We start from the raw sequence: 22,589 nt of genomic DNA on the forward strand, positions 1-22,589 counted from the left end.
GGGTTCAGGCGCGGATATGACGGATGCGCTCGCGCCACTGGCGCGCGTTGGCGATGATGCCCGGCAGGTCCATGCCGACCAGCTCGCGCTGCACCAGCTTCGGCTTGCCGGCAATCCAGACGTCGCTGACCTGCTGGCGGCCGGTGGCGTACACCAGCTGCGACAGCACGTTGTGCAGCGGCTGGGTTTCCAGCGCGGACAGGTCGACGCAGACCAGATCGGCCTGCTTGCCGACTTCGATGGAACCGATGCGGTCGCCGAAGCCCAGTGCGCGGGCGCCACCCAGGGTGGAGGCGCGCAGCGTGGTCGCCGCATCGAGCGCGGTCGCATCGTCGGCCACGGCCTTGGCCAGGATCGCCGCGGTGCGGTTCTCGCTGAACATGTCCAGGTCGTTGTTGCTGGCGCAGCCATCGGTGCCGATGGCCAGGTTCACGCCGGCGCGCTGCAGGGCGCAGGCCGGGCAGAAACCGGAGGCCAGCTTCAGGTTCGATTCCGGGCAGTGCACCACGCTGACGCCACGTTCGGCGCACAGGTGGATTTCCGCATCGGTCAGCTGGGTCATGTGCACCGCGATCAGGCGGTCGTTGACCAGGCCGAGCCGATCCAGCCGCGCCAGCGGGCGCTGGCCGTGCAGCTTGATCGAATCGTTGATCTCCTGCGCGGTCTCGTGGGTGTGCAGGTGCACCTGCATGTCGAGCTGGTCGGACAGCATCCGCACCCGCTCGAAGTTGGCATCGTTGACCGTGTAGGGCGCATGCGGCGCGAACGCGGTGCCGATCAGCGGATCGGTGCGCCACTGGTCGTGCAGTTCACCGGCCTTGGCGAAGTATTCGTCATCGGTCTTGGCCCAGGCGGTGGGGAAATCGATGATGACCGCACCCACCAGCGCGCGGAAACCGTGCTTCTTGTAGACCGCGGCCTGCACGTCGCCGAAGAAGTAGTTCTCGTTGGCACAGGTGGTACCGCCGCGCAGCATCTCGGCGATGGCCAGGGTGGTGCCGTCGGCAACGAATTCGGGGCCGATCACCGCCGCTTCCACCGGCCAGATGTGCTGCTGCAGCCAGGTCATCAGCGGCAGGTCGTCGGCGACGCCGCGCAGCAGCGTCATCGGGTTGTGCGTGTGCGCATTGACCAGGCCCGGCATCAGGGCAGCCTCGGGGCGGCTCACCACCTGGGTGGCGCGGAACCGCGCGCGCGCCTCGGCACGCGGCAGGATGGCCACGATTTCACTGCCACGCACGGCAACGGCATGGTCTTCCAGCACCACCGCGTGCGGCTCGATCGGAACGACGTAACCGGCTTCGATGAGCAGGTCGCAGGCTTCGGGGAGGTGCGGGCTATCGCTCATGCGGGCTCACTGGCTGTGGGGCGAGAAACTTCTGGGGGACACGCCCCTGAGTCAGGGGCTGCCGCGAAGCGGCGGGGTCTGGAGACTCGTGAAGCGGGGCCCATGATCTGCCGAAGCAGATCATGGGAGCGCCAGCGCGAATGCGATGGCGCGTACCCGGCCAGCGGCCGGCACTACCCTGATCCGGCTGCGCCGGATTACTTGACGCGTGCGGAGTATTCGCCCGAACGGGTGTCGACGCGGATCACTTCTTCCTGGTTCACGAACAGCGGCACGCGGACCACGGCGCCGGTTTCCAGGGTTGCCGGCTTGCCGCCGCCGCCCGAGGTGTCGCCACGGACGCCCGGATCGGTTTCGGTGATCTTCAGTTCAACGAAGTTCGGCGGCTGCACGAAGATCGGCTCACCGTTCCACAGGGTGACCACGCAGGACTCTTCGCCCTTCAGCCACTTCTCGGCGCCGCCCATGCCGGCCTTGGTGGCCTGGACCTGCTCGAAGGATTCCGGGTCCATGAAGTGCCAGTACTCGCCGTCGCTGTACATGAAGTTCATGTCGGTATCGACGACGTCGGCTGCATCCAGCGAGTCGGTCGACTTCATGGTGACTTCCTGGGTACGGCCGTCCTTGATCAGGCGGTACTTCACGCGGGTGAAGGCCTGGCCCTTGCCCGGCTTGACGTATTCGGTGTCGATGATGACGGCCGGTTGGTTGTTGACCAGGATCTTCATCCCGTTCTTGACGTCGTTCATGCCGTAGCTGGCCATGCGTAAACTCCTGAGTGGCAAAAACGCCGCGGGTGCGGCGAGCCGTTAGAATGGAAAGCCCACCGGATGCCGGTGGGCGACTGTTTTTCTGCCCCCATGATAACCGCAGGCCCCCTCTCCATGCAGCTTTCCGCCTTCCCACGGCACCAGTCGCCAGGTGCGCCCGCGCGCTGGCAGCAGCTCTGGCGCCAGGCGCTGCGCGACCCGCACGCCCTGCTGGCCCGGCTGCAGCTGGACCCGGCCGCGCTGGGTGTCTCGGAGGCGGCCATGGCCCAGTTCGCGCTGCGCGTGCCGGAGGGCTTCGTGGCCCGCATGCGCCCCGGCGATGCGGCCGACCCGCTGCTGCGCCAGGTGCTGCCGATCGACGAGGAAATGCACCCGGCGCCCGGGTTCAGCTTCGATGCGGTGGGCGATGGCGCCGCCAAGAAGGCCACCGGCGTCATCCAGAAGTACCGTGGCCGCGCCCTGCTGGTCGCCACCGGCAGCTGCGCGATCAACTGCCGCTACTGTTTCCGCCGCCACTTCGACTATGGCGCGGAGAACGCCGCCAAGGGGGGATGGCAGGAGGCCGTAGCCGCCATCGCCGCCGACCCGGACATCGACGAGGTGATCCTGTCCGGCGGTGACCCGCTGTCGCTGGCCACGCACAAGCTGGTGGAACTGACCGACGCCCTGCGCCAGATACCGCACATCCGCCGCCTGCGCATCCATACCCGACTGCCGATCGTGCTGCCGGAGCGCGTGGACGATGAACTGGTCTCCTGGCTGGGCAGCCTGCCCTGGCCGCTGGCGATCGTGGTCCACGCCAATCACGCCAATGAATTCGACGCCAGCGTGGACGCAGCGATGGCCCGCCTGCGCGGTACCGGCGCCCAGCTGCTGAACCAGGCGGTGTTGCTGCGCGGGGTCAACGACAGCGTGCAGGCCCTGCAGGACCTGAGCGAGCGCAGCTTTGCTGCTGGCGTGCTGCCCTATTACCTGCACCAGCTGGACCGGGTCGAGGGCGTGGCCCACTTCGAAGTGGACGACACCCAGGCCAAGGCGCTGATTGCCGGCCTGACCGCACGCCTGTCCGGCTACCTGATCCCCAAGCTGGTGCGCGAACTGCCCGGCGACCCAAGCAAGCGCCCGCTGTAACAAAAAGGGGACGGAGGGAATTAAGTCGCTTATGCATTTGCGACTTAATTCCCTCCGTCCCCTTTTTTGGGGTCAGACGCCCGATTCGATCATCCGCACCACTTCGGTGGCGGTCACCGGGTGGCTCAGCCAGTAGCCCTGGCCAAGATCGCAGCCGCGCTGCGCCAGCAGCTCGAACTGTGCCTGCTGCTCGATGCCCTCGGCCACCACGGTGATGCCCAGCGCGTGGGCCATGGCGATGATCGCCGTGGTCAGCGCAAGGTCGTCGGGATCGCGCTGCATGTCGGCAACGAAGCTCTTGTCGATCTTCACGCCGTCCACGGGCACCTGGCGCAGATGACTGAGCCCGGAGAAGCCCGTACCGAAATCGTCCAGCCACACCTTCACGCCGGTGCGGTGCAGCTTGTCCAGCAGCTGCGCGGCAACCATCTCGTCGCCGATCACGGCGGTTTCGGTCAGCTCCAGGTGCAGGCGCGACGCCGGCAGCCCGGACTCATGCAGGCACTGCGCGACCAGTGCCGGCAGTTCGCCGCCACGCAGCTGCCGCGGTGACACGTTGACCGACACGAACAGATCATCGCCCGCTGCCCCGCGCGGCCACTGCGAGGCTTCCATGCAGGCCGCACGCAGCACCTTCGGGCCGATGATCTCGATCAGGCCACTCTGCTCGGCCACCTCGATGAACACCGAGGGCGGGATCGTGCCCAGGGTCGGATGCTGCCAGCGCAGCAGTACTTCAACACCGACCATGCGGCGGTCGCGCATGCGGAAGATCGGCTGGTAGGCCAGGCGCAGCTCACCGCGCTCCCAGGCGCCGCGCAGCTCCTGTTCCATATGCACGCGACGCTCGACCGCATGGTCCATCGCCCGGCTGTAATAGCGATAGCAGTTCTTGCCGGCCATCTTCGCCTGGTACATGGCGATGTCGCCGTTTTTCAGCAGCGTGGTCGCATCGGCAGCATCGTCGGGGAACAGGGTCACGCCGATCGAGGTGCCCAGGAACAGTTCCCTGCCCTGCACCACCAGCGGCTTGCCCAGCTCGCGCACCAGCACTTCGGCCAGCAGCCGCGCATTGGCCGCCACGTCGCCATCTCCGACCAGGATCACGAACTCGTCGCCGCCGAAGCGGGCCAGCAGGGCTTCATCGCCCCCGGCCTCGGTGACCGCGCGGCCGATACGCTGGGCGAACTGCAGCAATGCCTCATCGCCGGCCTCGTGGCCAAGGGTGTCATTGACCCGCTTGAAATCGTCGATATCGGCGAACAGAAGGCCCAGCCGGTGATTGGCGGCACGGGCCGCCATCAACCGATGATCAAGCGCCTCGCGGAATGCCAGCCGGTTGGTCAGCCCGGTCAGCGCGTCGGTATAGGCCATGCGCCGCACTTCGCGGTCATGGCGTGCGATCGCATCGCGCATCCGGGCGAAACCGCGGACCAGTTCGCCGACCTCGTCGTCGCGGGTGTTCTCGGCCAGGGGTGTCTGGTAGTCACCGGCCTCGATGCGGCGGGCGGCGACGGCAAGATCACGGATCGGCGCGACCAGGGTGCGCTGCACGTACAGGATCACCACCACGCCGATCACCACCAGCAGGCCCAGCATCAGCAGCAGCCAGCCCAGGTGACGGCTGCCAACCTGCTGCAGGCGCTCGCCCAGGGTGGCGTTGGCCGCCTGCTCGCGCTGCTGCACCTCATCCAGCGCCATGCCGACCCGGACGCCGCCAATGCGCTGGTTGCCGATCATGATCGGCATGGCGTTGTCGAGCACCTTCGGCGATTCCTGCACGACCAGCATCTGCGCGGCCGCGGCCTTGGGTGCCAGTGGATCGGCCATCGGCTGACCGAATCCAGACACCTCGACCGAGCCATCGTGTACCAGCCGGCCGCGTTCATCGAACACCATTACATAGCGCACCACGGGCTGGCGCGCGGTACTGCGCACCAGTACGCCCACCTGGTCCAGGTCACGGTAGTACAACGGGTTGGCCAGCGCGTCGGACAGCTCACGCGCCATCGCCTCGCCGCGGCTGCGCACGCTGCGGTCGAACAATTCATGGATGACGCCGCCGCTGAGGTTGCGCACCTCGCCCTGCATCGCGGCCTGCCGCCCCAACAACACCGCAAGGATCGCGATCACCACGACCATCGCCCCGCCCATCGCGAGCAGGAACCGGGCCTGCATCCCCGAGCCAAGCCACTTCATTCCACTTCCATCCGCACGCGCGTCAATCCTTGTTTCAATTCATCCAACCGCTGCTGCGCATGCGCATCGACGCGGTGGAACCCGGAAGTGCCAAAAAACCGATGCAGCGCCCCCTGTGCCTGCGGGTCGCTGGCCGCCTGCAGCAGTACTTCCTGCAGGCGATCGCGCACGCGTGGATCAAGGTCGGCGCGGACCATCTCCACCGCACGCGGGTAGGGCTCGGTGCGCAGCAGCTCGCGGAAGTCGCGCCGGAACGCTGCCGGCATCCGCCGCTCGTCGTTCCAGTCCACGCTGCTCACCGCCCCCACGTCAACCACCCCCTTGTGCACGAACGTCGCGATGTTCAGCTCGCTGCGTGCAAATACGTAACCCACACTGTCCCGGCCCGGCATGTCCCATGCACCGGCCAGGATCTGGGGCGACAGGCCCTCCTGCAGCAACGTCATCACCGGCACCAGATAGGCACTGGTGGACGCCGTGTTCTGCAGGGCCAGGCGATGGCCCCGCAGATCCTGCACGCGCTGGATCGGGCTGTCGCGGCGCACGAAGAACACCGTCTGGTAATCCCGCACGCCGTTGCGCTCGGTCAGCAGCAGTGGACGGGCGCCACTGCGCTGGCCCAGCGCCACCGCCGTACCGGAGGTTTCCGTGACCCAGTCGACCCTGCCCCGCCGCAGATAGCTGGCCATCTGCTGCGGGTCGCGTGCCATCAGGATCCTCCCCTCCTTGATGCCAACGTCCTGCATGCGCGCCACCACGTAGTCCAGCAATGGTTGCAGCTGCTCGTAATGGGCCTTGGGATCATCGCTGATCCGGCCCAGCACCAGCACCGGGTCCGGTGCTGCACGCACCGTCCCGGCCAGCAGGACCATGGCCAGGCTCAGCAGTCCCCCCTGCATTGCCTTTCGCAGACCCGACACAGGCTTCATCCCCCCTGGGTATCCAGACAGACTACCCGAAAAAATGAGAACGTCGTCAGCTGTCCTTGCCGCCTGCCTGGGCCAGTCGCGCCATGCGCTGGGTGTCGGCGAGGATGCCGCGCAGCAGGCGCACTTCCTGCTCGCTCGGCTCACTGCGCAGGAACAGGCGGCGCAGCTTGCGCATCGCCGATTCCGGGGCGCGGCCCTTGTGGAAATCGATCTCGTCCAGCGTGTCGCCAAGCTGGGCGAAGAAGCTCTCCATCTGCTCGTGGCTGGCCGCCTGTTCGCGGAAGCCGGGCTCGGCATCGGTGGCCGGCTGCGCGCCCAGCAGCTGCATGCGCGTTTCATAGGCCAGCACCTGCACGGCGGCAGCCAGGTTGAGCGAGCTGAACTCCGGGTCGGACGGGATGTGCACCGCTGCATGGCAGAGCTGCAGTTCCTCGTTGGTCAGGCCGGTGCGCTCACGGCCGAACACCAGCGCCACCTCGGCGCCCTCGCCGGCCTTGGCCACCGCGCGGGCAGCGGCATCGGCGGGCAGGTACTCCTCCAGCTGGACGCGACGTGCACGGGCGGTGCAGCCCAGTACCAGGCGGCAATCGGCCACCGCCTCGGCCAGGGTGGCCACCACCGGGGCATCCCCCAGCACGTCTTCGGCACCGGCCGAGCGGCGGAAGGCCTCCTCGTCCAGCGGCTTTTCGGGGGCAACCAGCACCAGGCGGGCCAGGCCCATGGTCTTCAGGGCGCGGGCGGCGGCGCCCATGTTGCCGGGGTGCTGGGTACCGACCAGGACGAATCGGAGGCGGGTGGCGGCAGGAAACTGGGACATGAACAGGGAAAAGGTCGAGCTGGACGATGACCAATGGTAAACTGTGCGGCCGGCCACTGCGCCGGACCCGCTCTTTTCCCCCGCCAGTCCATCTCTTCTGCCTTTCCGGGAGCCCACGCCATGCAGAAACCCGCCGTAACCGTCATGGTCAAGGCCGCCCGCCTCGCCGGCAACGTCCTGTTGCGCAACATCAACAAGCTCGAGGCACTGAACGTGGTGCAGAAGGGCCGGATGGACTACGCCAGCGAAGTGGATGCGGACGCGGAAAAGGTCATCGTCAAGGAACTCAAGCGCGCCTACCCCGAATACGGTGTATTCGGCGAGGAAGGCGGCGTGCAGGGCGAGCGTCGCCACATGTGGGTCATCGACCCGCTGGACGGCACCAGCAACTACCTGCGCGGCGTGCCGCACTACTGCGTGTCGATCGCCCTGGTCGAGAATGGCGAGCCGACCGATGCGGTCATCTTCGACCCGCTGCGCAATGAACTGTTCACCGCCAGCCGTGGCGCCGGCGCCGTGCTGAACGACCGCCGCATCCGCGTGGCCGAACGCAAGGATCTGGAAGGCACCATGATCCACACCGGCTTCGCGCCGCGTGAGCGCAACCGCGCCAGCGCCCAGCTGAAGGCGGTCGACGCCCTGCTGGTGCACGGCGAGGACATCCGCCGCACCGGCTCGGCCGCGCTGGACCTGGCCTACGTGGCCTGCGGCCGCGCCGACGCCTACTTCGAAGCCGGCGTGAAGGCGTGGGACATCGCTGCCGGCCTGCTGCTGGTCCGCGAGGCCGGTGGCAAGGTCTGCGACTTCAAGGGCGCGACCCTGGGCCGCATGGACAACCGTGGCCCGGAGACCCACCAGATCGTGGCCGGCAACCTGAAGGTGGCCGAGTCGCTGCAGAAGGTGCTGGTCAACACCGGTTACGCCGCCGAGTTCGACGCCAAGTTCTAAGCGTCCCGGCAACGCGGCTCACTGAAACGGCACCTGCGAGGGTGCCGTTTTCGTTTGTGCGCACGGAGATTCGTTTCCGCGACCGCGGAGGGGTGTCACTTTCTTTGCGCGTGCACCGCGCTGCAGGAGCAGCGTGGAACGGCGTAGCCGGCCCGTAGGGTGGCGCACACGGATGTGCGCCATCAAGAAAGTAACCAAAGAAACGCTCCGCCGGCCGAGAGCCGACGTGCTTCGCACGCCGGTGCCCTGCGCTCCTCGGTCCGTCGAGGGACGGTGCGGGAACTCGCTGCGCTCAGACACCCGCACCTCTTCGCCCTCGCCGGACCTGCGGTGCTCGGCTCGCTTGAAGGCGGACTGGAAGGTCAAGATCAAGGGCAAGGGCAAGGGCAAGGGCAACAGCATCCATGCATGGCGTGCATCTACCGGGTGCAGCTGTGGCATTTGACCTTGAGTCCGCCTTGAGCGAGCCGAGCATCGCAGGGGAATCAGGGGCGAAGAGGCGCCGATGTTTGAGCGAAGCGAGTTCGGCGCCGCCCCCTGATTCGCCGAGAAGCGCAGGGAACCGATGCGCAGCATCGGATCGCGCCCCGGCGGCGTGTTTCTTTGGTTACTTTCTTTGCACGAGCAAAGAAAGTGACACCCCTCCGCGGTCGCGGAAATGATCCCGGCACCACCCATGCGTGCGCGCACAAACAAAAACGCCCGGCGCGAGGCCAGGCGTTCCTGCGCTACCGTGGAAGTACGGAGGCTTACGCCACCGTCGACGCCCGCAGCGCGGCGATGCGCTCTTCCAGCGGCGGGTGGCTCATGAACAGCTTCTTCGCGGTCGAACCGGCAATACCGAACGCCGCGATCTGCGTCGGCAGCGTGCTCTGGCCGTGGTTGAGCTGCAGGCGCTCCAGCGCGGCGATCATCTTCTGGCGGCCGGCCAGCGAGGCACCGCCTGCGTCGGCGCGGAACTCGCGATGGCGCGAGAACCACATCGAGATCATGGTGGCGAACAGGCCGAACACCATCTCCAGCACGAACACGATGATGTAGTAGGCGAAGCCGCGGCCGCCGCCTTCGCGGTTGCCCGACAGTGCGCTGTCGATGATGCCGCCGACCACGCGGGCCAGTACGATGACGAACGTGTTCAACACGCCCTGCAGCAGGGCCATGGTGATCATGTCACCGTTGGCGACGTGGGCGATCTCGTGGCCCAGCACCGCTTCGGCCTCGTCTTCGCTCATGTTGTGCAGCAGGCCGGTGGACACCGCGACCAGCGCATTGTTGCGGTTGGCACCGGTGGCGAAGGCATTGATCTCCGGACCTTCATACACGGCCACTTCGGGCATGCCGATGCCGGCCGCCTTGGCCTGGCGCTCGACGGTAGCCAGCAGCCAGCGCTCGGTCTGGTTGCGCGGCTCGGTGATCACCACCGCACCGGTGGAGCGCTTGGCCATCCACTTGGACAGCAGCAGCGAGATGAAGGAGCCACCGAAACCGAAGATGCCGGCCATGATCAGCAGGCCGCTCATCTTGCTGGGGTCGGTTCCCAACAGCGACATCACGATGCTGGCCAGGATCAGCACGGCAAAGTTCGTGGCCAGGAAGAGGGCAATACGGGTGAACATGGGAAATTCCGGCTCGGAAGGGGTCGATATCGATCAATTTGCGGTGCGGTCAGCTTGAATTCAAGCGCCAACCTGACCGACGATTCAGCCAGCATGACCTCCCCCATTCCCTGCGGCCGCTTCGCCCCTTCGCCGACCGGCCTGCTCCACCCCGGATCCCTGCTCGCCGCCTTCGGCAGCTGGCTGCTCGCCCGCCATCACGGCGGCCTGTGGCGGCTGCGCATCGAAGACGTCGACCCGCCGCGCACCGTGCCCCGTGCAGCGGAATCACAGCTGCAGGCGCTGGCCGCGTTCGGCCTGGTCCACGATGGCCCGGTACTCTGGCAGAGCACGCGCGGCGAGGCCTACCAGGCCGCGCTGGATGAACTGCTCGCCAGCGACCAGGCCTTTGTCTGCCACTGCAGCCGCAGCGACCTTGCCGCCAGCGGCGGCATCCATCACCGCTGCGTCGCCCGGCAACCACGACCGGACCCGGCCGTCCGCTTCCGCGTGCCGCCCGGCAGCCTTGTGCACTTCGACGATGGCCTGCGCGGCCCGCAGCAGCAGGACGTGCATGCCGAGGTCGGCGACTTCGTGCTGCGCCGCGCCGATGGCTGCTGGGCCTACCAGCTGGCGGTGGTGATCGATGACGCCGCGCAGGGGGTGACCGAAGTGGTGCGCGGTGCCGACCTGCTCGACTCCACCGCACGGCAGATCCTGCTGCAGCAGGCGCTGGGTCTGGCGGTGCCGCGCTACTGGCACCTGCCGCTGCTGCTGGATACGCCGGGCCACAAGCTGTCCAAGTCACTGGCGGCGCTGCCGGTGGATAGCGAACGCCCGCTGCCGGTGCTGCGCCAGCTCTGGCAGCTGCTCGGCCAAGCCCCTGAGGCGCTGGCGCAGGCACACGATCTGGACGCGCTGCTGGCCACCGCTCGGCGGGCCTTCGACCCGGCGCGGTTGCCGCGTAGCGACATCCTGTTGCCGGCCGGCGCACTTTCCGCGCCGATGTTGCAGAATCACCCTTCCCCCACCTGATACCCGGACAGCACTCCATGACATCTCGCGTCGCACTGGTCACCGGCGGAACCGGCGGCATCGGTACCGCCATCTGCCAACGCCTGGCCGACCAGGGCCACCGGGTCGCCACCAACTACCGCGACGAGGCCAAGGCCCGCGCCTGGCAGCAGGCGATGACCGAACGCGGCTACAGCGTGTCGATCTTCCCGGGCGATGTCTCCGATCCGGACAGCGCCGAAGCGCTGGTGCGCGCGGTCGAGGCCGAACTGGGTCCGGTCGAGATCCTGGTCAACAACGCCGGCATCACCCGCGACACCACCTTCCACCGCATGCGCGCGGACCAGTGGCACGATGTGATCAACACCAATCTCAATTCGGTGTTCAACGCCACCCGTCCGGTCATCGAGGGCATGCGCCGCCGCGGCTGGGGCCGGGTCATCCAGATCAGCTCGATCAACGGCCTGAAGGGCCAGTACGGTCAGGCCAACTACGCGGCGGCCAAGGCCGGCATGCACGGCTTCACCATCTCGCTGGCCCGCGAGAACGCCGGTTTTGGCATCACCGTCAACACCATTTCGCCCGGCTACGTCGCTACCGACATGGTGATGGCGGTGCCGGAGGAGGTGCGTGCCAAGATCATCGCCGACATCCCCACCGGACGCCTGGGCAAGCCGGAGGAAATCGCCTACGGCGTCTCGTTCCTGGTCGCCGATGAAGCCTCGTGGATCACCGGTAGCAACCTGGACATCAACGGCGGCCACCATATGGGTTGGTAAGCCGCGCAGCGGGCCATCGCGGCGAACGCCGCCGGCCCCTGCCAAGAGTCATGCTGCGCAGCACGCAAACCCTTGTTGCGCAACATGATCGCCGCCGAAAGCCAAGCCTGGCGGGGGCTGAGGCGGTTGCAACGGCTGCTGCACTGCGCCATGCTGCGCGTCTACTGTGACGAGTACCGCTTCATGGCTGCGACCCGCATCATCAAGAAGTATCCGAACCGCCGTCTCTACGACACCGAGATCTCCAGCTACATCACCATCGAGGACGTGCGCCAGCTGATCCTGGACGGTGAAGACTTCGAAGTCCGCGACGCCAAGAGCGGCGACGACCTCACGCGATCGGTCCTGCTGCAGATCATCGCCGACCAGGAACAGGACGGCGAACCGATGCTGTCCACCCAGCTGCTGAGCCAGCTGATCCGCTTCTACGGCGATTCCCTGCAGGGCTTCATGGGCAACTACCTGGAGCGCAGCATGCAGGTCTTCCTCGACCAGCAGCAGCAGTTCCGCCAGCAGATGGGCAACCTGCTGGGCCAGACCCCGTGGGCGATGATGAACCAGCTGACCGAGCGCAACCTGGAGCTGTGGCAGGAATTCCAGCGCAACATGGGCACCGGCTTCGGTGGCCCGCGTCCGGGCGGCACCGGAACGGGAACCGGCGCAGGTACCGGCAACAAGCCGAACGAACCGGGCACCGGCACCGGCGGCAAGACCCGCCGCTGAGCTGCTGCAACGGCTGATGCGAAAACGGCGCGCCCCTGGCGCGCCGTTTTGTTTGGCATCGCGACAACGATACGTCAGCGTTTCGCCTTGCACCCCGTGCATACGCGCTCGACCTTGTAACCCTTCGCCTTCAGCTTCTCGACCACGCCGTCGTTGCCCAGCAGGTGCAGCGTGCCCACCACCACCAGCGTACCGCCCTGCCCTGCCTGCAGGTACGGCAGCAGCTTCGGCACCCAGGCGTCATTGCGGCCGGTATTGATGCGCTGATACAGCTGCGGATACTGCTGGCGCATTTCCGCCGCCATCCGGGTCCACAGCACGCGCTCGTCACCGCGGCGCCAGGCGTCGTGCAGCTGGCGTGCCTGCTCGTCGGCCTTGCCGGCCTGGTCCAGCGCTTCGGCCAGCATCTGCCGCTGTTCCTGCAGCGTCATTCCGTCGAGCATGCCGATCTGGGTGTCGATGTCTTCCAGTCCCGCAGTCTTGCGCCCGGTCTTCTGCGCACGCTCCATGAAGTGACGGTCCAGGCCCAGTGCCGGGTCCAGGCCCAGCTTCTGCATCTGCCCGACCGAAATGCTCAGGCCGACAAACCACGGCTTCATCCCCTGCATCTGCGCCAGCGGCAGCTTGTTTTCGGTGGCGAACACCTGCAGCTTCTGCCAGGTCGCGGCATCGAGATCGCGCTTGAGCTCGCTGCCATCGGTGCGCACCGCCGCCTGCACCATGCGGCTGGCCAACTGTGGCGACTGCATGTCTTCCGGCGACAGTTCGAACACGACCCGCTGCGAGGCCTCGAACGCCTGTTCAACATCGGGCGACAACGGGTAATCCTGCGGCTTCAGCAGGTGGAAGGAACCGAGCAGGTAGAGGCGCGAATCGCCCGGACCGGTCACTTTCCACAGCAACGGCACCGGCGGCTTGGCCGCCGCTGCGCCAGTGGTATCGGCTTGCACGGTACGCGCTGCAACCAGCGGTGCCAGCGCACAGGCCGCCAACAGAACGGTGGCACGCAACAGGGATCTGATCGGCATATCAGCCTTCTCCTTCAGGCAGGTGGTACGCCTTCTCGCCCGCTTCCACACGCAGGTCCAACCGGTTTTCCGGTGGCGCCAACGGGCAGGTCGCGTAAGCGGTGAACGCACACGGTGGGTTGTAGGCATGGTTGAAATCGATGCGCACGGTGCCATCGGCAGCGGGGGCATCGGTATCCAGATAGCGACCGGCCGGATAGCTGCCACGGCCACTGGTGCGATCGGCAAAGATCAGGAACAGCGGCTGCCCCGGCGCACCGATCGCCTCCAGCCGCCAGCTGCGGCCATCGCGCTGGAACTCGACCGCGCCGGCATTGGGCATTTCGGTGGTCAGGCCGGTGATGTCGACGATGGGCAGGGTCTTGCCCGGCGGGTGCGCGATGAAGCGCGCCTGCACCTGCCAGTCCGGGCCGCCCGGCCAGTACTCCAGCCCACCGAAATCGCGACGTGCCGGCGCATCGGCGTGCTTGACCCGCAGCGCATCGCGCGGACCGCGGCGGATGATGCTGAGCTGGCCTTTGCCGCCATCGAAAGCCAGCAGCGTCGGCTGCGCATCCTTGTCGGTGTCGATGCGGATGCGGCCGCGCACCGGCTGGCCATCATGGCTGACATCCACACCGGCTTCGGGCGTAAACCACCATTGGCTGCCTTCACGGCGCAGCAGGCCCAGCTTGTCCGGCCCAACCGCCAGGCGGATGCCATTGGTCGCGCCGCTGCCGACGAAGTGGGATTTGTTCTGCAGCCAGTGCAGGCCGACCAGCGCGGTCCAGCCATCGGGCCGGGTCAGGTCCTGATAGCGTGCCACCCGCCACTGCTGCTGCTCGGCGGCATAGGACGGATCCTCCGCGGCCGAGGCCGGTGCCGGCGGCGTTGCCGGGCTGCAGGCGGCCAACACCAAAGCGGCCAGCAGGCCGCCCATTCCCCGATAACGCATCGATGCTCCCCTCAACGTCCGCGCAGGAACCAGCGGTCGATCTCCGCCAGCGAAAAACGGGCCCAGGTCGGTCGGCCGTGGTTGCACTGGCCGGACCGCTCGGTGATTTCCATGTCGCGCAGCAGCGCGTTCATTTCCGGCACGGTCAGGCGCCGGTTGGCGCGCACCGCCCCATGGCAGGCCATGGTCGACAGCAGTTCGTCACGTGCACTGGCCACGCGCCGGCTCTGGCCGTGTTCGCGCAGGTCGGTCAGCACGTCGCGCAGCAGGCCTTCCGGTTCGGCATGCGCCAGAAGCGCCGGAATACTGCGCACGTGCAGCGCACCGGGACCGGCACGGGTCACTTCGAAGCCCAGTGCGGCCAGGGTTTCACTTTCATTCTCGGCGGTGTCGGCTTCGCGCTCGCCCACCGCCAGCGTGATCGGCACCAGCAACGGTTGCGACTGCAGGCCGATGCCATCGTGCGCGTTCTTCAGCCGCTCGTAACCGATGCGTTCGTGTGCCGCGTGCATGTCGACCACGATCAGGCCTTCGGCGTTCTCGGCCAGGATGTAGATGCCATGCAGCTGCGCGATCGCGTAGCCCAGCGGTGGCACGCCAGCGTCGGCACTGGTGACCGGCAGCCCGTTCTCGGTCGGCATCGGCGGCAGCGCAGCACCGCGTTCGGCGCCGGCCGGTGCGGCATACAGCGCGGCATAGGCCGCCGGTGCATCGGCCACCTGCAATCCCAGCGGTTGCTGCGGGCGCCAACCCGAGAATCCACCACCGCCACCACTCGAACCGGCACCCGGTGCGGCACCGCGTACCAGACCGAAACCGGAGGCACCCGCACTGGAGACCATCGGTGCCGCGCCTGCATCTACCGGATGCGCGGAGCCGGCGCCGATGTCCTGCACCGACATGCCGGCGCGGGTATCGGCCAGCGCATCCTTCAGCGTGCGGTAGACAAAATCATGCACCAGCCGCGAGTCGCGGAAGCGCACCTCGTGCTTGGCCGGGTGCACGTTGACGTCGACGCGGGTCGGGTCAAGCTCCAGGAACAGCACGTAGGCCGGTTGGCGGCCGTGATACAGCACGTCGCCATAGGCCATCTTCACCGCATGGGCGACGCTGCGGTCGCGCACCGAGCGGCCGTTGACGTACAGGTACTGCTGGTCGGCGCTGGCGCGCGAATAATGCGGCTGCGCAATCCAGCCGTGCAGGCGCAGGCCGGCACCGCTGTGGTCGACGCGAACGGCCTGGTTGGCGAAATCCTCGCCCAGCGTTTCGGCCAATCGCGCATCGGAATACAGATCGCCCGGCTTGTAGCGACGCGAGGCCTTGCCGTTGTGCGAGACGCGCAGTTCGACATCCGGCCGCGCCAGCGCCAGCGAACGCAGCCATTCTTCGATATGGCCCAGCTCGGTGCGCTCGGCGCGCAGGAACTTGCGCCGCGCCGGTACGTTGTAGAACAGCTCGCGCACTTCCACCGTGGTGCCCGGCGCATGCGCGCGCGGCGTCACTTCGCCGATCTTGCCGCCTTCGATCTGCAGCGCCGAACCGTGTTCGTCATGTGCACGACGCGAGGACAGGGTGAAGCGGCTGACCGAGGCGATCGATGGCAGCGCTTCACCCCGGAAACCTAGCGTGGCCACCGATTCAAGATCGTCCAGATCGGCGATCTTGCTGGTGGCGTGGCGCGATACCGCCAGCGGCAGCTGTTCCGGCGCGATGCCACTGCCGTTGTCGCGGATGCGGATCAGGCGGACACCGCCCTCCTCAAGATCGATATCAACGCGGCTGGCGCCGGCATCGATCGCGTTCTCGACCAGCTCCTTGACCACCGACGCGGGACGTTCGACCACTTCGCCAGCGGCGATCTGGTTGATGAGGATCTCCGGCAACGGCCGGATCGGGCGCGGATGGGTAGCAGACGTCATGCGGGGATGATAACGGAGCGGCCGAGGGTAGAGTCGAGCCATGCTCGACTGACGGGCTACCGGGAAGGCCCAGTCGAGCGCCGCTCGACTCTACAGAAAGCAGTAACCCGCCTTCGGCGGGTTACTTGCTGCCGCCGGCCATGGTGCCGGCGGCGTCGATCTCGGCCTGGGCCCGGGCGGCATACAACGTGCCCGGCGGCGGCTGACGGCTGAAGAACGTGTGCACGCCGTCCAGCACCGCACCGGCGATCTTGCGCTGGTAGGCCGGGTCGATCAGGCGGCGCTCTTCATCCGGATTGGAGATGAACGCGGTTTCCACCAGCATCGCCGGCATGTCCGAAGTACGCAGCACCGCGAAGTTGGCGCGCTCGATGTTCGGCTTGTGGTTGTTGCCGATCCGCTTCAGGCCGCCCAGCACATGGCCGGCCGCGTCCTCGGACGCCTTCATGTAGCCGCTCTGGGCCAGATCCAGCAGCACGTTGGCGAGCGTGCCTTCGGTCTGCTGCAGGCGCACGCCACCGACCAGGTCGGCCGCGTTTTCCTTGTCCGCCAGCCAGCGGGCGCGCTGCGAAGAGGCTCCCTTGGTCGACAGCACGTACACCGACGAGCCCGTGGCCGAACGGTTTTCCGCCGCGTCGGCATGGATCGAAATGAAGATGTCGGCCTTGTTCGCACGCGCCTTCTGCGCGCGCATCGGCAGCGGAATGAACACGTCGCTGTCGCGGGTCAAGTAGGCCTTCAGGCCCGGCGTCGCGTTGACCTGGCGGGCCAGCTCACGCGCTACGGCCAGGGTCACATCCTTCTCGCGCTTGCCGGTCGGGCCGATCGCACCGGGGTCCTGGCCGCCGTGGCCCGGATCGATGGCCACCACCAGGTGGCGCATGCCAGCCTGCATGCGGATGCGCGAGGCATCGCTGGGCATGGCCGGACGCGGTGGCACCACCGTGGTTGGAACCGGTGCAGGCGCTGTGGCCGGCGGCGTGGTTACCACGGCGGCGGTACGCTGGCCGGCAAGGATCGCAGCCGGCGATGCGGACGGCGTGCTGCTGGCAGCCGTGCCCGCTGCCGCGACCTGGGCCGGTGCAGTGGACGGGGCCGGGGTCGGAGTGGCCGGTGTGGCAGCCGCGGCGCTGGCCTGCTGCTGTACCTGCGCGGTCAACAGCGCGGTGGCGCGCGCGGCGTCGTTGCGCGACTGCGCGCTCTCGGCCGGCGTCGGTGCGGGCGTGTTGACCGGTGCCTGCGGCTGCACCGCCGGCGTCGCTGGCGGGCGGCTGGCGGCCACGGCCGGGCCATCGCCCGGCCATTCGATCACCAGCTTGGATTCATTGCCTTCGCGCTGCATCTGTGGGCGGAACGGCGCCACGGATTCAGCGAGGTCGAAAACGACACGGAAGGTACCCGGCACCGGCTGTCCAGTGCGCACGGCCGTGACCACGCCCTGTGCAGCCGGCATCTTCAGGTTGCGTATGGCGCTGGAGTCCGGGAAATCGACCACCAGGCGGTTCGGTCCGGCCAGCGACAAGGTCTTGTAACCGCCGCTGCCGACCAGCGAGATCTCGGCACGGGTGCCGGTGGCGCCGGTATTCAGCAGGACCTGACGGACCTCACCGGCCCACGCACTGACGCTCGCCAGACTCAGTCCGACGGCGGCACAGATGGCAATGAGACGGTTCCCCGGGCGCATGGCTCAGGATTCAATCACCGCGCTGAACGGAATGCAACACCTTTTTCCTTAATAATCCGTAACCTGCCGGTGTTTGTTCTCGTCAGCCGACAGAAATGGCCTGCAAGTCGCCCCCTTGGGGGAGCCGTTCCAGCCATTCATGTCCGACGTCGCTGGCTCCAGTGAGACGGACGCGACGCCCCTGCCCCTCGATCTCCAGCGCCACCACCAGGTCGGTCGGCGGCAGCGCGCCAGCGCCGCGTTCCGGCCATTCCACCAGCCACAACACCGCGCTGCCCTCGTCCAGCCCGAGAAAATCGAGCTCGCCGGCCTGGCCGATCCGGTACAGATCCAGATGCCAGGCCTCGCCACCGCTGGCCAGCGGATAGCGCTCGACCAGGGTGTAGGTCGGGCTGCGGATCGCCCCCTGCACGCCCAGTGCGCGCAGCAGTGCGCGGGCGGTGGTGGATTTGCCGGCGCCCAGGTCGCCGCGCAGTTCGACCAGCGCCTGCGGCGGTCGGGTGGCGGCCAGCCACTGCCCGAGCAGTTCAGTGGCATCGCTGTCGGCAAGGAAGAAATCGATCATCGGGAAAGTTCCGGGTTGGCCAGTCGCCGCAGCGGCGACAGCAGATCAGTTGGAAGCAGGCCGCGCCCGCCGTCGGCGGCAGCGACGTCGCCGGCAAGCGCATGCAGCAGCGCACCAGCGGCGGCGGCATCGAAGGCGGCCAGGCCTTGCCCACGCAGGCTGGCGATGATGCCTGTCAGCAGGTCTCCCATGCCACCCACGGCCATGCCGGGATTGCCAGCCGCGATCAGTCGTGGCCGCTGCCCCGGCGCTGCGACGATGCTGCCGGCGCCCTTCAGCACCACCACGGCGTGGAAGCGCTCGGCCAGTGCCTGTGCGCAGGTGAAGCGATCGGCCTGGATGTCAGACGTGCTGCAACCCAGCAGGCGCGCGGCCTCGCCCGGGTGTGGTGTAAGGATGGCGTCGGGCAGCGCGCGCGGGTCCTGCGCCAGCAGGTTCAGTGCATCGGCATCGACCACCAGTGGCCTGGCGCTGGCCAGCACCCGCGCAAACAGTGCGCGCGCCCATTCGTCCTGGCCCAGACCGGGGCCGATCGCCACCACCCTGGCCTTGTCCAGCAGTGCCGGCAGCGCGTCACCATCTTCCAGTGCATGGGTCATGGCTTCGGGCAGCCGCGCCAGCAACGGGCCAACGTGGTCGCGGCGGGTGCCCAGGCTCAGCAATCCAGCACCCGCGCGCAACGCCGCTTCAGCCGCCATGGCGATGGCGCCGCCGCTGCCATGGTTGCCGCCGACGCACAGCACGTGCCCGGATTCGCCCTTGTGGGTATTGGTGCGGCGCGGCGGCAGCAGGGCTGGCAGGCGCACCTGCGTCCAGAGCTGCGCAGCGGGTGACACGCCCTGCCATGCGGCCGTGGGTAGCTGCAGCGGCGCCAGCGCCTTCCGCCCGCAATGGTCCAGCGCATCGCCGGTGTACAGCCCGCGATGCGGCACGATGAACTGCACGGTCAGCGCCGCCCTCACCGCCTCGCCCGGTACGGCGCCGCGGTCGGCATCCACGCCACTGGGGACGTCCAGCGCCAGAACCGGTGCCGCCTGCGCGTTGAGCGCGGCAATCAGCGTCTGCGCCACGCCCTCCGGCACGCGATCGAAGCCCAGCCCGAACAGGGCATCGACCCAGATATCGGCCTCGGGAAGCGCGCCGTCGAAATAGGTGAGGGTGCCGCCGTCGTATGTGAATTCCGATGCTGCACGCTGTGCCAGCGCGGTTGACGGTGGCTTCCCCGGCAAGGCGATCACCGTCACCTCACGTCCGGCCTGCAGCGCATGGCGAGCCAGCACATGGCCGTCGCCGCCGTTGTTGCCCGCACCAACCACCACGCCGATCCGCTGCGCCTGCGGCCAATGCTGCAGCAGGCACTGCCAGGCGGCCTGGCCGGCCTGTGCCATCAGGCCCCAACCGCCCTCGGCGGCCAGCGCCGAGGCCTGCGCATCAAGCGCACGCGCGGCAGCGGAATCGAACAGATCGGCAAGGTTGGCCATGCGGGGATTTTATACTGGTGCACATGTCCCCCGTCCCCGCCCCTGTCGATCCGGCCCAGGCCGTACAGCGCATCCGCGAACTCGCCCGTGCGCATGGCTTCCAGCGCTGTGGCATCGCCGGCATCGAGCTGGGCGAGGATGAAGCGCACCTGGCCGACTGGCTGGGCCAGGGCCTGTACGGCACGATGGACTGGATGGCGCGCCACGGCACCCTGCGCGCGCGCCCGGCCGAACTGCTGCCCGGCACCGTGCGGGTGATCTCGGTAGGCATGGACTACAGCCACAAGGACGACACCGAAGCCTGGGCAACCCTGGCCGACCCGGGCCGCGCCTACGTGGCCCGTTACGCTTTGGGCCGCGACTACCACAAGCTGATGCGCAACCGCCTGCAGAAGCTGGCCACGCAGATCAACGATGAAGTGGCACCGCTGGGCTACCGCGTGTTCGTCGATTCGGCGCCCGTGCTGGAACGCGCACTGGCGCGCAATGCCGGCCTGGGCTGGATCGGCAAGCACACCTGCCTGATCGACCGCCATGGCGGCTCCTGGTTCTTCATCGGCGAGATCTACATCGATATCCCGCTGCCGATCGATGCACCGGCCACGGCACACTGCGGCACCTGCACGCGCTGCATCGATGTCTGCCCGACCCAGGCTATCACCGGCCCGCAGCGGCTGGACGCGCGGCGCTGTATTTCCTACCTGACCATCGAGCACGACGGTGCCATCCCCGAAGACATGCGGCCGTTGATCGGCAACCGCATCTACGGCTGTGACGACTGCCAGCTGGTCTGCCCCTGGAACAAGTTCGCCAAGCGTACCGACGAAGCCGATTTCCGCGCGCGCAACAACCTCGACACTGCCCGTCTGGACCAGCTGTTTGCCTGGGACGAAGCTGAATTCCTGCGCCGTACCGAAGGCAGCCCGATCCGGCGCAGCGGCCATGAACGCTGGCTGCGCAACATCGCCGTGGCACTGGGCAATGCACCGTCCTCGGCCGAAGCGTTGGCCGCGTTGCATACCCGCGTCGATGATCCCTCGCCGCTGGTGCGTGAACACGTGCAGTGGGCGCTGGGCCAGCACACGGTGCGCTGACGTGCGATCCTGAGCCCCCGTTCCGCCCGCAGCACGCCGTTCCCATGCAGCCACGCAACAACGACATCTTCACCCCCAGCCAGCTCAACACCCTGGCGCGCGACCTGCTGGAAGGCAGCTTCCCGGCGATCTGGGTCGAGGCCGAACTGGGCAGCGTGGCGCGTCCTGCCTCCGGGCATCTGTATTTCACCCTGAAGGACGCGCGTGCGCAGCTGCGCGCGGCAATGTTCCGGATGAAGGCGCAGTACCTGAAGTTCGTGCCGCGCGAAGGCATGCGCGTGCTGGTGCGCGGCAAGGTGACCCTGTACGACGCCCGTGGCGAGTACCAGATGGTGCTGGACCACATGGAGGAAGCCGGCGAAGGCGCACTGCGCCGCGCCTTCGAGGAGCTGAAGGCACGCCTGGAGGCCGAGGGCCTGTTCGACCCCGCACGCAAGCGGCCGCTGCCGGCGCACGTGCAGCGCCTGGCAGTGATCACCTCGCCCACCGGTGCCGCCGTACGCGACGTGCTGAGCGTGCTCGGCCGCCGCTTCCCACTGCTGGAAGTGGACCTGCTGCCGACCCTGGTCCAGGGCAGCAGTGCCGCCGCGCAGATCACCCGCCTGCTGCAGGCCGCCGACGCCAGTGGCCGCTACGACGTGATCCTGCTGACCCGCGGCGGCGGCTCGCTGGAAGACCTGTGGGCCTTCAACGATGAAGCCCTTGCCCGAGCGATCGCCGCCAGCCGCACCCCGGTGGTGTCGGCGGTGGGACACGAAACCGACTTCAGCCTCAGCGATTTTGCCGCCGACCTGCGCGCACCGACGCCGTCGGTGGCGGCCGAGCTGCTGGTACCCGACCAGCGCGAACTGGCCCTGCGCCTGCGCCGCACGGCGGCGCGCATGGTGCAGCTGCAACGGCATGCAATGCAGCAGGCGATGCAGCGCGCCGATCGTGCCCTGCTGCGCCTGAACGCACAGAGCCCGCAGGCGCGGCTGGACCTGCTGCGCCGCCGCCAACTGGATCTGGGTCGGCGCCTGCATGCCGCCTTCAACCAGCAGCAGGAACGCCGTGCCGCGCGCCTGCGCCATGCGGCGGCGGTGCTACGCGGGCACCATCCGCAGCGCCAGCTCGATGCGATGCAGCGCCGTCTGGCTGCCCTGCGCGGGCGCCCGCAGATTGCGATGCAGCGTCTGCTGGAACGCGATGCACTGCGCCTGCGCGGGCTGGCGCGTTCGCTGGAAGCGGTCAGCCCGCTGGCGACTGTGGCACGTGGCTACAGCATCCTGACCCGCAGCGATGATGGTGCCCTGGTGCGGCACGTCGACCAGGTGCAGCCTGGTGACGCCCTGCAGGCCCGTGTTGGCGACGGCGTGATCGAGGTGCAGGTCAAGTAAAGGGGTGTTCGGCAGGGCTGCGCCCTGCACCTGCAGAAGCGTTCAAGCAACAGCAACAGCCGAAGCAACAGCCAAAGCTTGTACTCCGTGGGATGGCGGGGCGGTGTGGCTGTGCAGGACACGCCGTAAACCCATCCATGGGGGCTCGATGGCGCCATCCATGGCGCCAACGGTCCTGCACAACCACACCGCCCCGCCTCTGACAGATTCCGGTGGCTGTTGGTAGTTGTCGACCTTGGTCAACACGGTAGATCC

The 22,589-nt window shown here is 67.8% G+C and carries 19 protein-coding genes; 7 read left to right on the forward strand and 12 right to left on the reverse strand.

Annotated elements, in window-relative coordinates; translation table 11 throughout:
- Positions 1-4 precede the first annotated feature (4 nt).
- Positions 5-1,348, reverse strand: coding sequence for a TRZ/ATZ family hydrolase (locus ACZK3J_RS15590; RefSeq protein WP_014037873.1), 1,344 nt, complete (start codon positions 1,346-1,348; stop codon positions 5-7).
- A gap of 197 nt (positions 1,349-1,545) precedes the next feature.
- Entirely contained in the window at positions 1,546-2,112 is a 567-nt protein-coding gene (gene efp / locus ACZK3J_RS15595) for an elongation factor P (RefSeq protein WP_014037874.1), read from the reverse strand.
- Positions 2,113-2,208: 96 nt separating this feature from the next.
- Between efp and epmB the strand changes: the two genes are divergently transcribed.
- Complete coding sequence (gene epmB, locus ACZK3J_RS15600; RefSeq protein ID WP_478476055.1) at positions 2,209-3,249, forward strand: EF-P beta-lysylation protein EpmB; 1,041 nt, start codon at positions 2,209-2,211, stop codon at positions 3,247-3,249.
- A 72-nt stretch (positions 3,250-3,321) separates the two neighbouring features.
- On the opposite strand, the gene ACZK3J_RS15605 is transcribed toward epmB, so the two are convergent.
- The 3 genes from ACZK3J_RS15605 to ACZK3J_RS15615 all read right to left on the reverse strand — a co-directional run bounded on the left by ACZK3J_RS15605 (position 3,322) and on the right by ACZK3J_RS15615 (position 7,194).
- Entirely contained in the window at positions 3,322-5,448 is a 2,127-nt protein-coding gene (locus ACZK3J_RS15605) for a putative bifunctional diguanylate cyclase/phosphodiesterase (RefSeq protein ID WP_478476056.1), read from the reverse strand.
- Entirely contained in the window at positions 5,445-6,347 is a 903-nt protein-coding gene (locus tag ACZK3J_RS15610; protein ID WP_223224712.1) for a phosphate/phosphite/phosphonate ABC transporter substrate-binding protein, read from the reverse strand. The genes ACZK3J_RS15605 and ACZK3J_RS15610 overlap by 4 nt, the downstream gene beginning before the upstream one ends.
- Before the next feature lie 76 nt (positions 6,348-6,423).
- A complete protein-coding gene (locus tag ACZK3J_RS15615; protein ID WP_049423915.1) occupies positions 6,424-7,194 on the reverse strand; it encodes an RNA methyltransferase in 771 nt (256 codons plus the stop codon).
- A gap of 120 nt (positions 7,195-7,314) precedes the next feature.
- Between ACZK3J_RS15615 and ACZK3J_RS15620 the strand changes: the two genes are divergently transcribed.
- On the forward strand, positions 7,315-8,142 hold the full coding sequence (locus ACZK3J_RS15620; RefSeq protein WP_049401244.1) for an inositol monophosphatase family protein: 828 nt from the start codon (positions 7,315-7,317) through the stop codon (positions 8,140-8,142).
- A gap of 749 nt (positions 8,143-8,891) precedes the next feature.
- On the opposite strand, the gene htpX is transcribed toward ACZK3J_RS15620, so the two are convergent.
- Entirely contained in the window at positions 8,892-9,758 is an 867-nt protein-coding gene (htpX, locus tag ACZK3J_RS15625) for a protease HtpX (RefSeq protein WP_049457138.1), read from the reverse strand.
- Between the two features lie 93 nt (positions 9,759-9,851).
- Between htpX and gluQRS the strand changes: the two genes are divergently transcribed.
- The 3 genes from gluQRS to phaR all read left to right on the forward strand — a co-directional run bounded on the left by gluQRS (position 9,852) and on the right by phaR (position 12,253).
- Entirely contained in the window at positions 9,852-10,772 is a 921-nt protein-coding gene (gene gluQRS, locus ACZK3J_RS15630) for a tRNA glutamyl-Q(34) synthetase GluQRS (protein ID WP_478476057.1), read from the forward strand.
- Positions 10,773-10,789: 17 nt separating this feature from the next.
- A complete protein-coding gene (gene phbB, locus ACZK3J_RS15635) occupies positions 10,790-11,530 on the forward strand; it encodes an acetoacetyl-CoA reductase (protein ID WP_478476058.1) in 741 nt (246 codons plus the stop codon).
- A gap of 183 nt (positions 11,531-11,713) precedes the next feature.
- Entirely contained in the window at positions 11,714-12,253 is a 540-nt protein-coding gene (gene phaR / locus ACZK3J_RS15640) for a polyhydroxyalkanoate synthesis repressor PhaR (protein WP_032130258.1), read from the forward strand.
- A gap of 74 nt (positions 12,254-12,327) precedes the next feature.
- Here the strand turns inward: phaR and ACZK3J_RS15645 are convergent, their stop codons facing one another.
- The 6 genes from ACZK3J_RS15645 to ACZK3J_RS15670 form a co-directional block, all read right to left on the reverse strand.
- Positions 12,328-13,281, reverse strand: coding sequence for a TraB/GumN family protein (locus ACZK3J_RS15645; protein WP_107431260.1), 954 nt, complete (start codon positions 13,279-13,281; stop codon positions 12,328-12,330).
- A 1-nt stretch (position 13,282) separates the two neighbouring features.
- Entirely contained in the window at positions 13,283-14,215 is a 933-nt protein-coding gene (locus tag ACZK3J_RS15650; protein ID WP_049401240.1) for a DUF1684 domain-containing protein, read from the reverse strand.
- A gap of 11 nt (positions 14,216-14,226) precedes the next feature.
- Positions 14,227-16,134: a DNA mismatch repair endonuclease MutL gene (mutL, locus tag ACZK3J_RS15655; protein WP_032130257.1), complete on the reverse strand. Its 1,908-nt coding sequence runs from the start codon at positions 16,132-16,134 to the stop codon at positions 14,227-14,229.
- 121 nt (positions 16,135-16,255) lie between these two features.
- On the reverse strand, positions 16,256-17,818 hold the full coding sequence (locus ACZK3J_RS15660) for an N-acetylmuramoyl-L-alanine amidase (protein ID WP_032130507.1): 1,563 nt from the start codon (positions 17,816-17,818) through the stop codon (positions 16,256-16,258).
- Between the two features lie 82 nt (positions 17,819-17,900).
- Positions 17,901-18,383 (reverse strand): tRNA (adenosine(37)-N6)-threonylcarbamoyltransferase complex ATPase subunit type 1 TsaE, encoded by a 483-nt coding sequence (gene tsaE / locus ACZK3J_RS15665; RefSeq protein WP_032130506.1) that lies wholly within the window; start codon positions 18,381-18,383, stop codon positions 17,901-17,903.
- Entirely contained in the window at positions 18,380-19,864 is a 1,485-nt protein-coding gene (locus tag ACZK3J_RS15670; RefSeq protein ID WP_414578179.1) for an NAD(P)H-hydrate dehydratase, read from the reverse strand. Before ACZK3J_RS15670 ends, tsaE begins: the two co-directional genes overlap by 4 nt.
- A 23-nt stretch (positions 19,865-19,887) precedes the next feature.
- On the opposite strand from ACZK3J_RS15670, the gene queG reads away from it, so the two are divergent.
- Both queG and xseA read left to right on the forward strand, forming a co-directional pair.
- Positions 19,888-20,958, forward strand: a complete 1,071-nt coding sequence (queG, locus tag ACZK3J_RS15675) for a tRNA epoxyqueuosine(34) reductase QueG (RefSeq protein ID WP_126927479.1) — start codon at positions 19,888-19,890, stop codon at positions 20,956-20,958.
- A gap of 44 nt (positions 20,959-21,002) precedes the next feature.
- Complete coding sequence (xseA, locus tag ACZK3J_RS15680; protein WP_414578181.1) at positions 21,003-22,334, forward strand: exodeoxyribonuclease VII large subunit; 1,332 nt, start codon at positions 21,003-21,005, stop codon at positions 22,332-22,334.
- The last annotated feature ends 255 nt before the right edge of the window (positions 22,335-22,589 follow it).

This window comes from Stenotrophomonas sp. 86428_Sma (assembly GCF_056481585.1).

Excerpts from the sequence above, each read along its gene's own strand:
- ACZK3J_RS15645 (WP_107431260.1), bottom strand. The coding sequence starts at position 13,281 with ATGCCGATCAGATCCCTGTTGCGTGCCACCGTTCTGTTGGCGGCCTGT.
- ACZK3J_RS15605 (WP_478476056.1), bottom strand. The coding sequence starts at position 5,448 with ATGAAGTGGCTTGGCTCGGGGATGCAGGCCCGGTTCCTGCTCGCGATG.
- mutL (WP_032130257.1), bottom strand. The coding sequence starts at position 16,134 with ATGACGTCTGCTACCCATCCGCGCCCGATCCGGCCGTTGCCGGAGATC.
- efp (WP_014037874.1), bottom strand. The coding sequence starts at position 2,112 with ATGGCCAGCTACGGCATGAACGACGTCAAGAACGGGATGAAGATCCTG.
- ACZK3J_RS15660 (WP_032130507.1), bottom strand. The coding sequence starts at position 17,818 with ATGCGCCCGGGGAACCGTCTCATTGCCATCTGTGCCGCCGTCGGACTG.
- gluQRS (WP_478476057.1), top strand. The coding sequence starts at position 9,852 with ATGACCTCCCCCATTCCCTGCGGCCGCTTCGCCCCTTCGCCGACCGGC.
- tsaE (WP_032130506.1), bottom strand. The coding sequence starts at position 18,383 with ATGATCGATTTCTTCCTTGCCGACAGCGATGCCACTGAACTGCTCGGG.
- ACZK3J_RS15650 (WP_049401240.1), bottom strand. The coding sequence starts at position 14,215 with ATGCGTTATCGGGGAATGGGCGGCCTGCTGGCCGCTTTGGTGTTGGCC.
- ACZK3J_RS15610 (WP_223224712.1), bottom strand. The coding sequence starts at position 6,347 with ATGCAGGGGGGACTGCTGAGCCTGGCCATGGTCCTGCTGGCCGGGACG.
- xseA (WP_414578181.1), top strand. The coding sequence starts at position 21,003 with ATGCAGCCACGCAACAACGACATCTTCACCCCCAGCCAGCTCAACACC.
- htpX (WP_049457138.1), bottom strand. The coding sequence starts at position 9,758 with ATGTTCACCCGTATTGCCCTCTTCCTGGCCACGAACTTTGCCGTGCTG.
- queG (WP_126927479.1), top strand. The coding sequence starts at position 19,888 with ATGTCCCCCGTCCCCGCCCCTGTCGATCCGGCCCAGGCCGTACAGCGC.
- ACZK3J_RS15590 (WP_014037873.1), bottom strand. The coding sequence starts at position 1,348 with ATGAGCGATAGCCCGCACCTCCCCGAAGCCTGCGACCTGCTCATCGAA.
- ACZK3J_RS15615 (WP_049423915.1), bottom strand. The coding sequence starts at position 7,194 with ATGTCCCAGTTTCCTGCCGCCACCCGCCTCCGATTCGTCCTGGTCGGT.
- ACZK3J_RS15670 (WP_414578179.1), bottom strand. The coding sequence starts at position 19,864 with ATGGCCAACCTTGCCGATCTGTTCGATTCCGCTGCCGCGCGTGCGCTT.
- phaR (WP_032130258.1), top strand. The coding sequence starts at position 11,714 with ATGGCTGCGACCCGCATCATCAAGAAGTATCCGAACCGCCGTCTCTAC.
- ACZK3J_RS15620 (WP_049401244.1), top strand. The coding sequence starts at position 7,315 with ATGCAGAAACCCGCCGTAACCGTCATGGTCAAGGCCGCCCGCCTCGCC.
- epmB (WP_478476055.1), top strand. The coding sequence starts at position 2,209 with ATGATAACCGCAGGCCCCCTCTCCATGCAGCTTTCCGCCTTCCCACGG.
- phbB (WP_478476058.1), top strand. The coding sequence starts at position 10,790 with ATGACATCTCGCGTCGCACTGGTCACCGGCGGAACCGGCGGCATCGGT.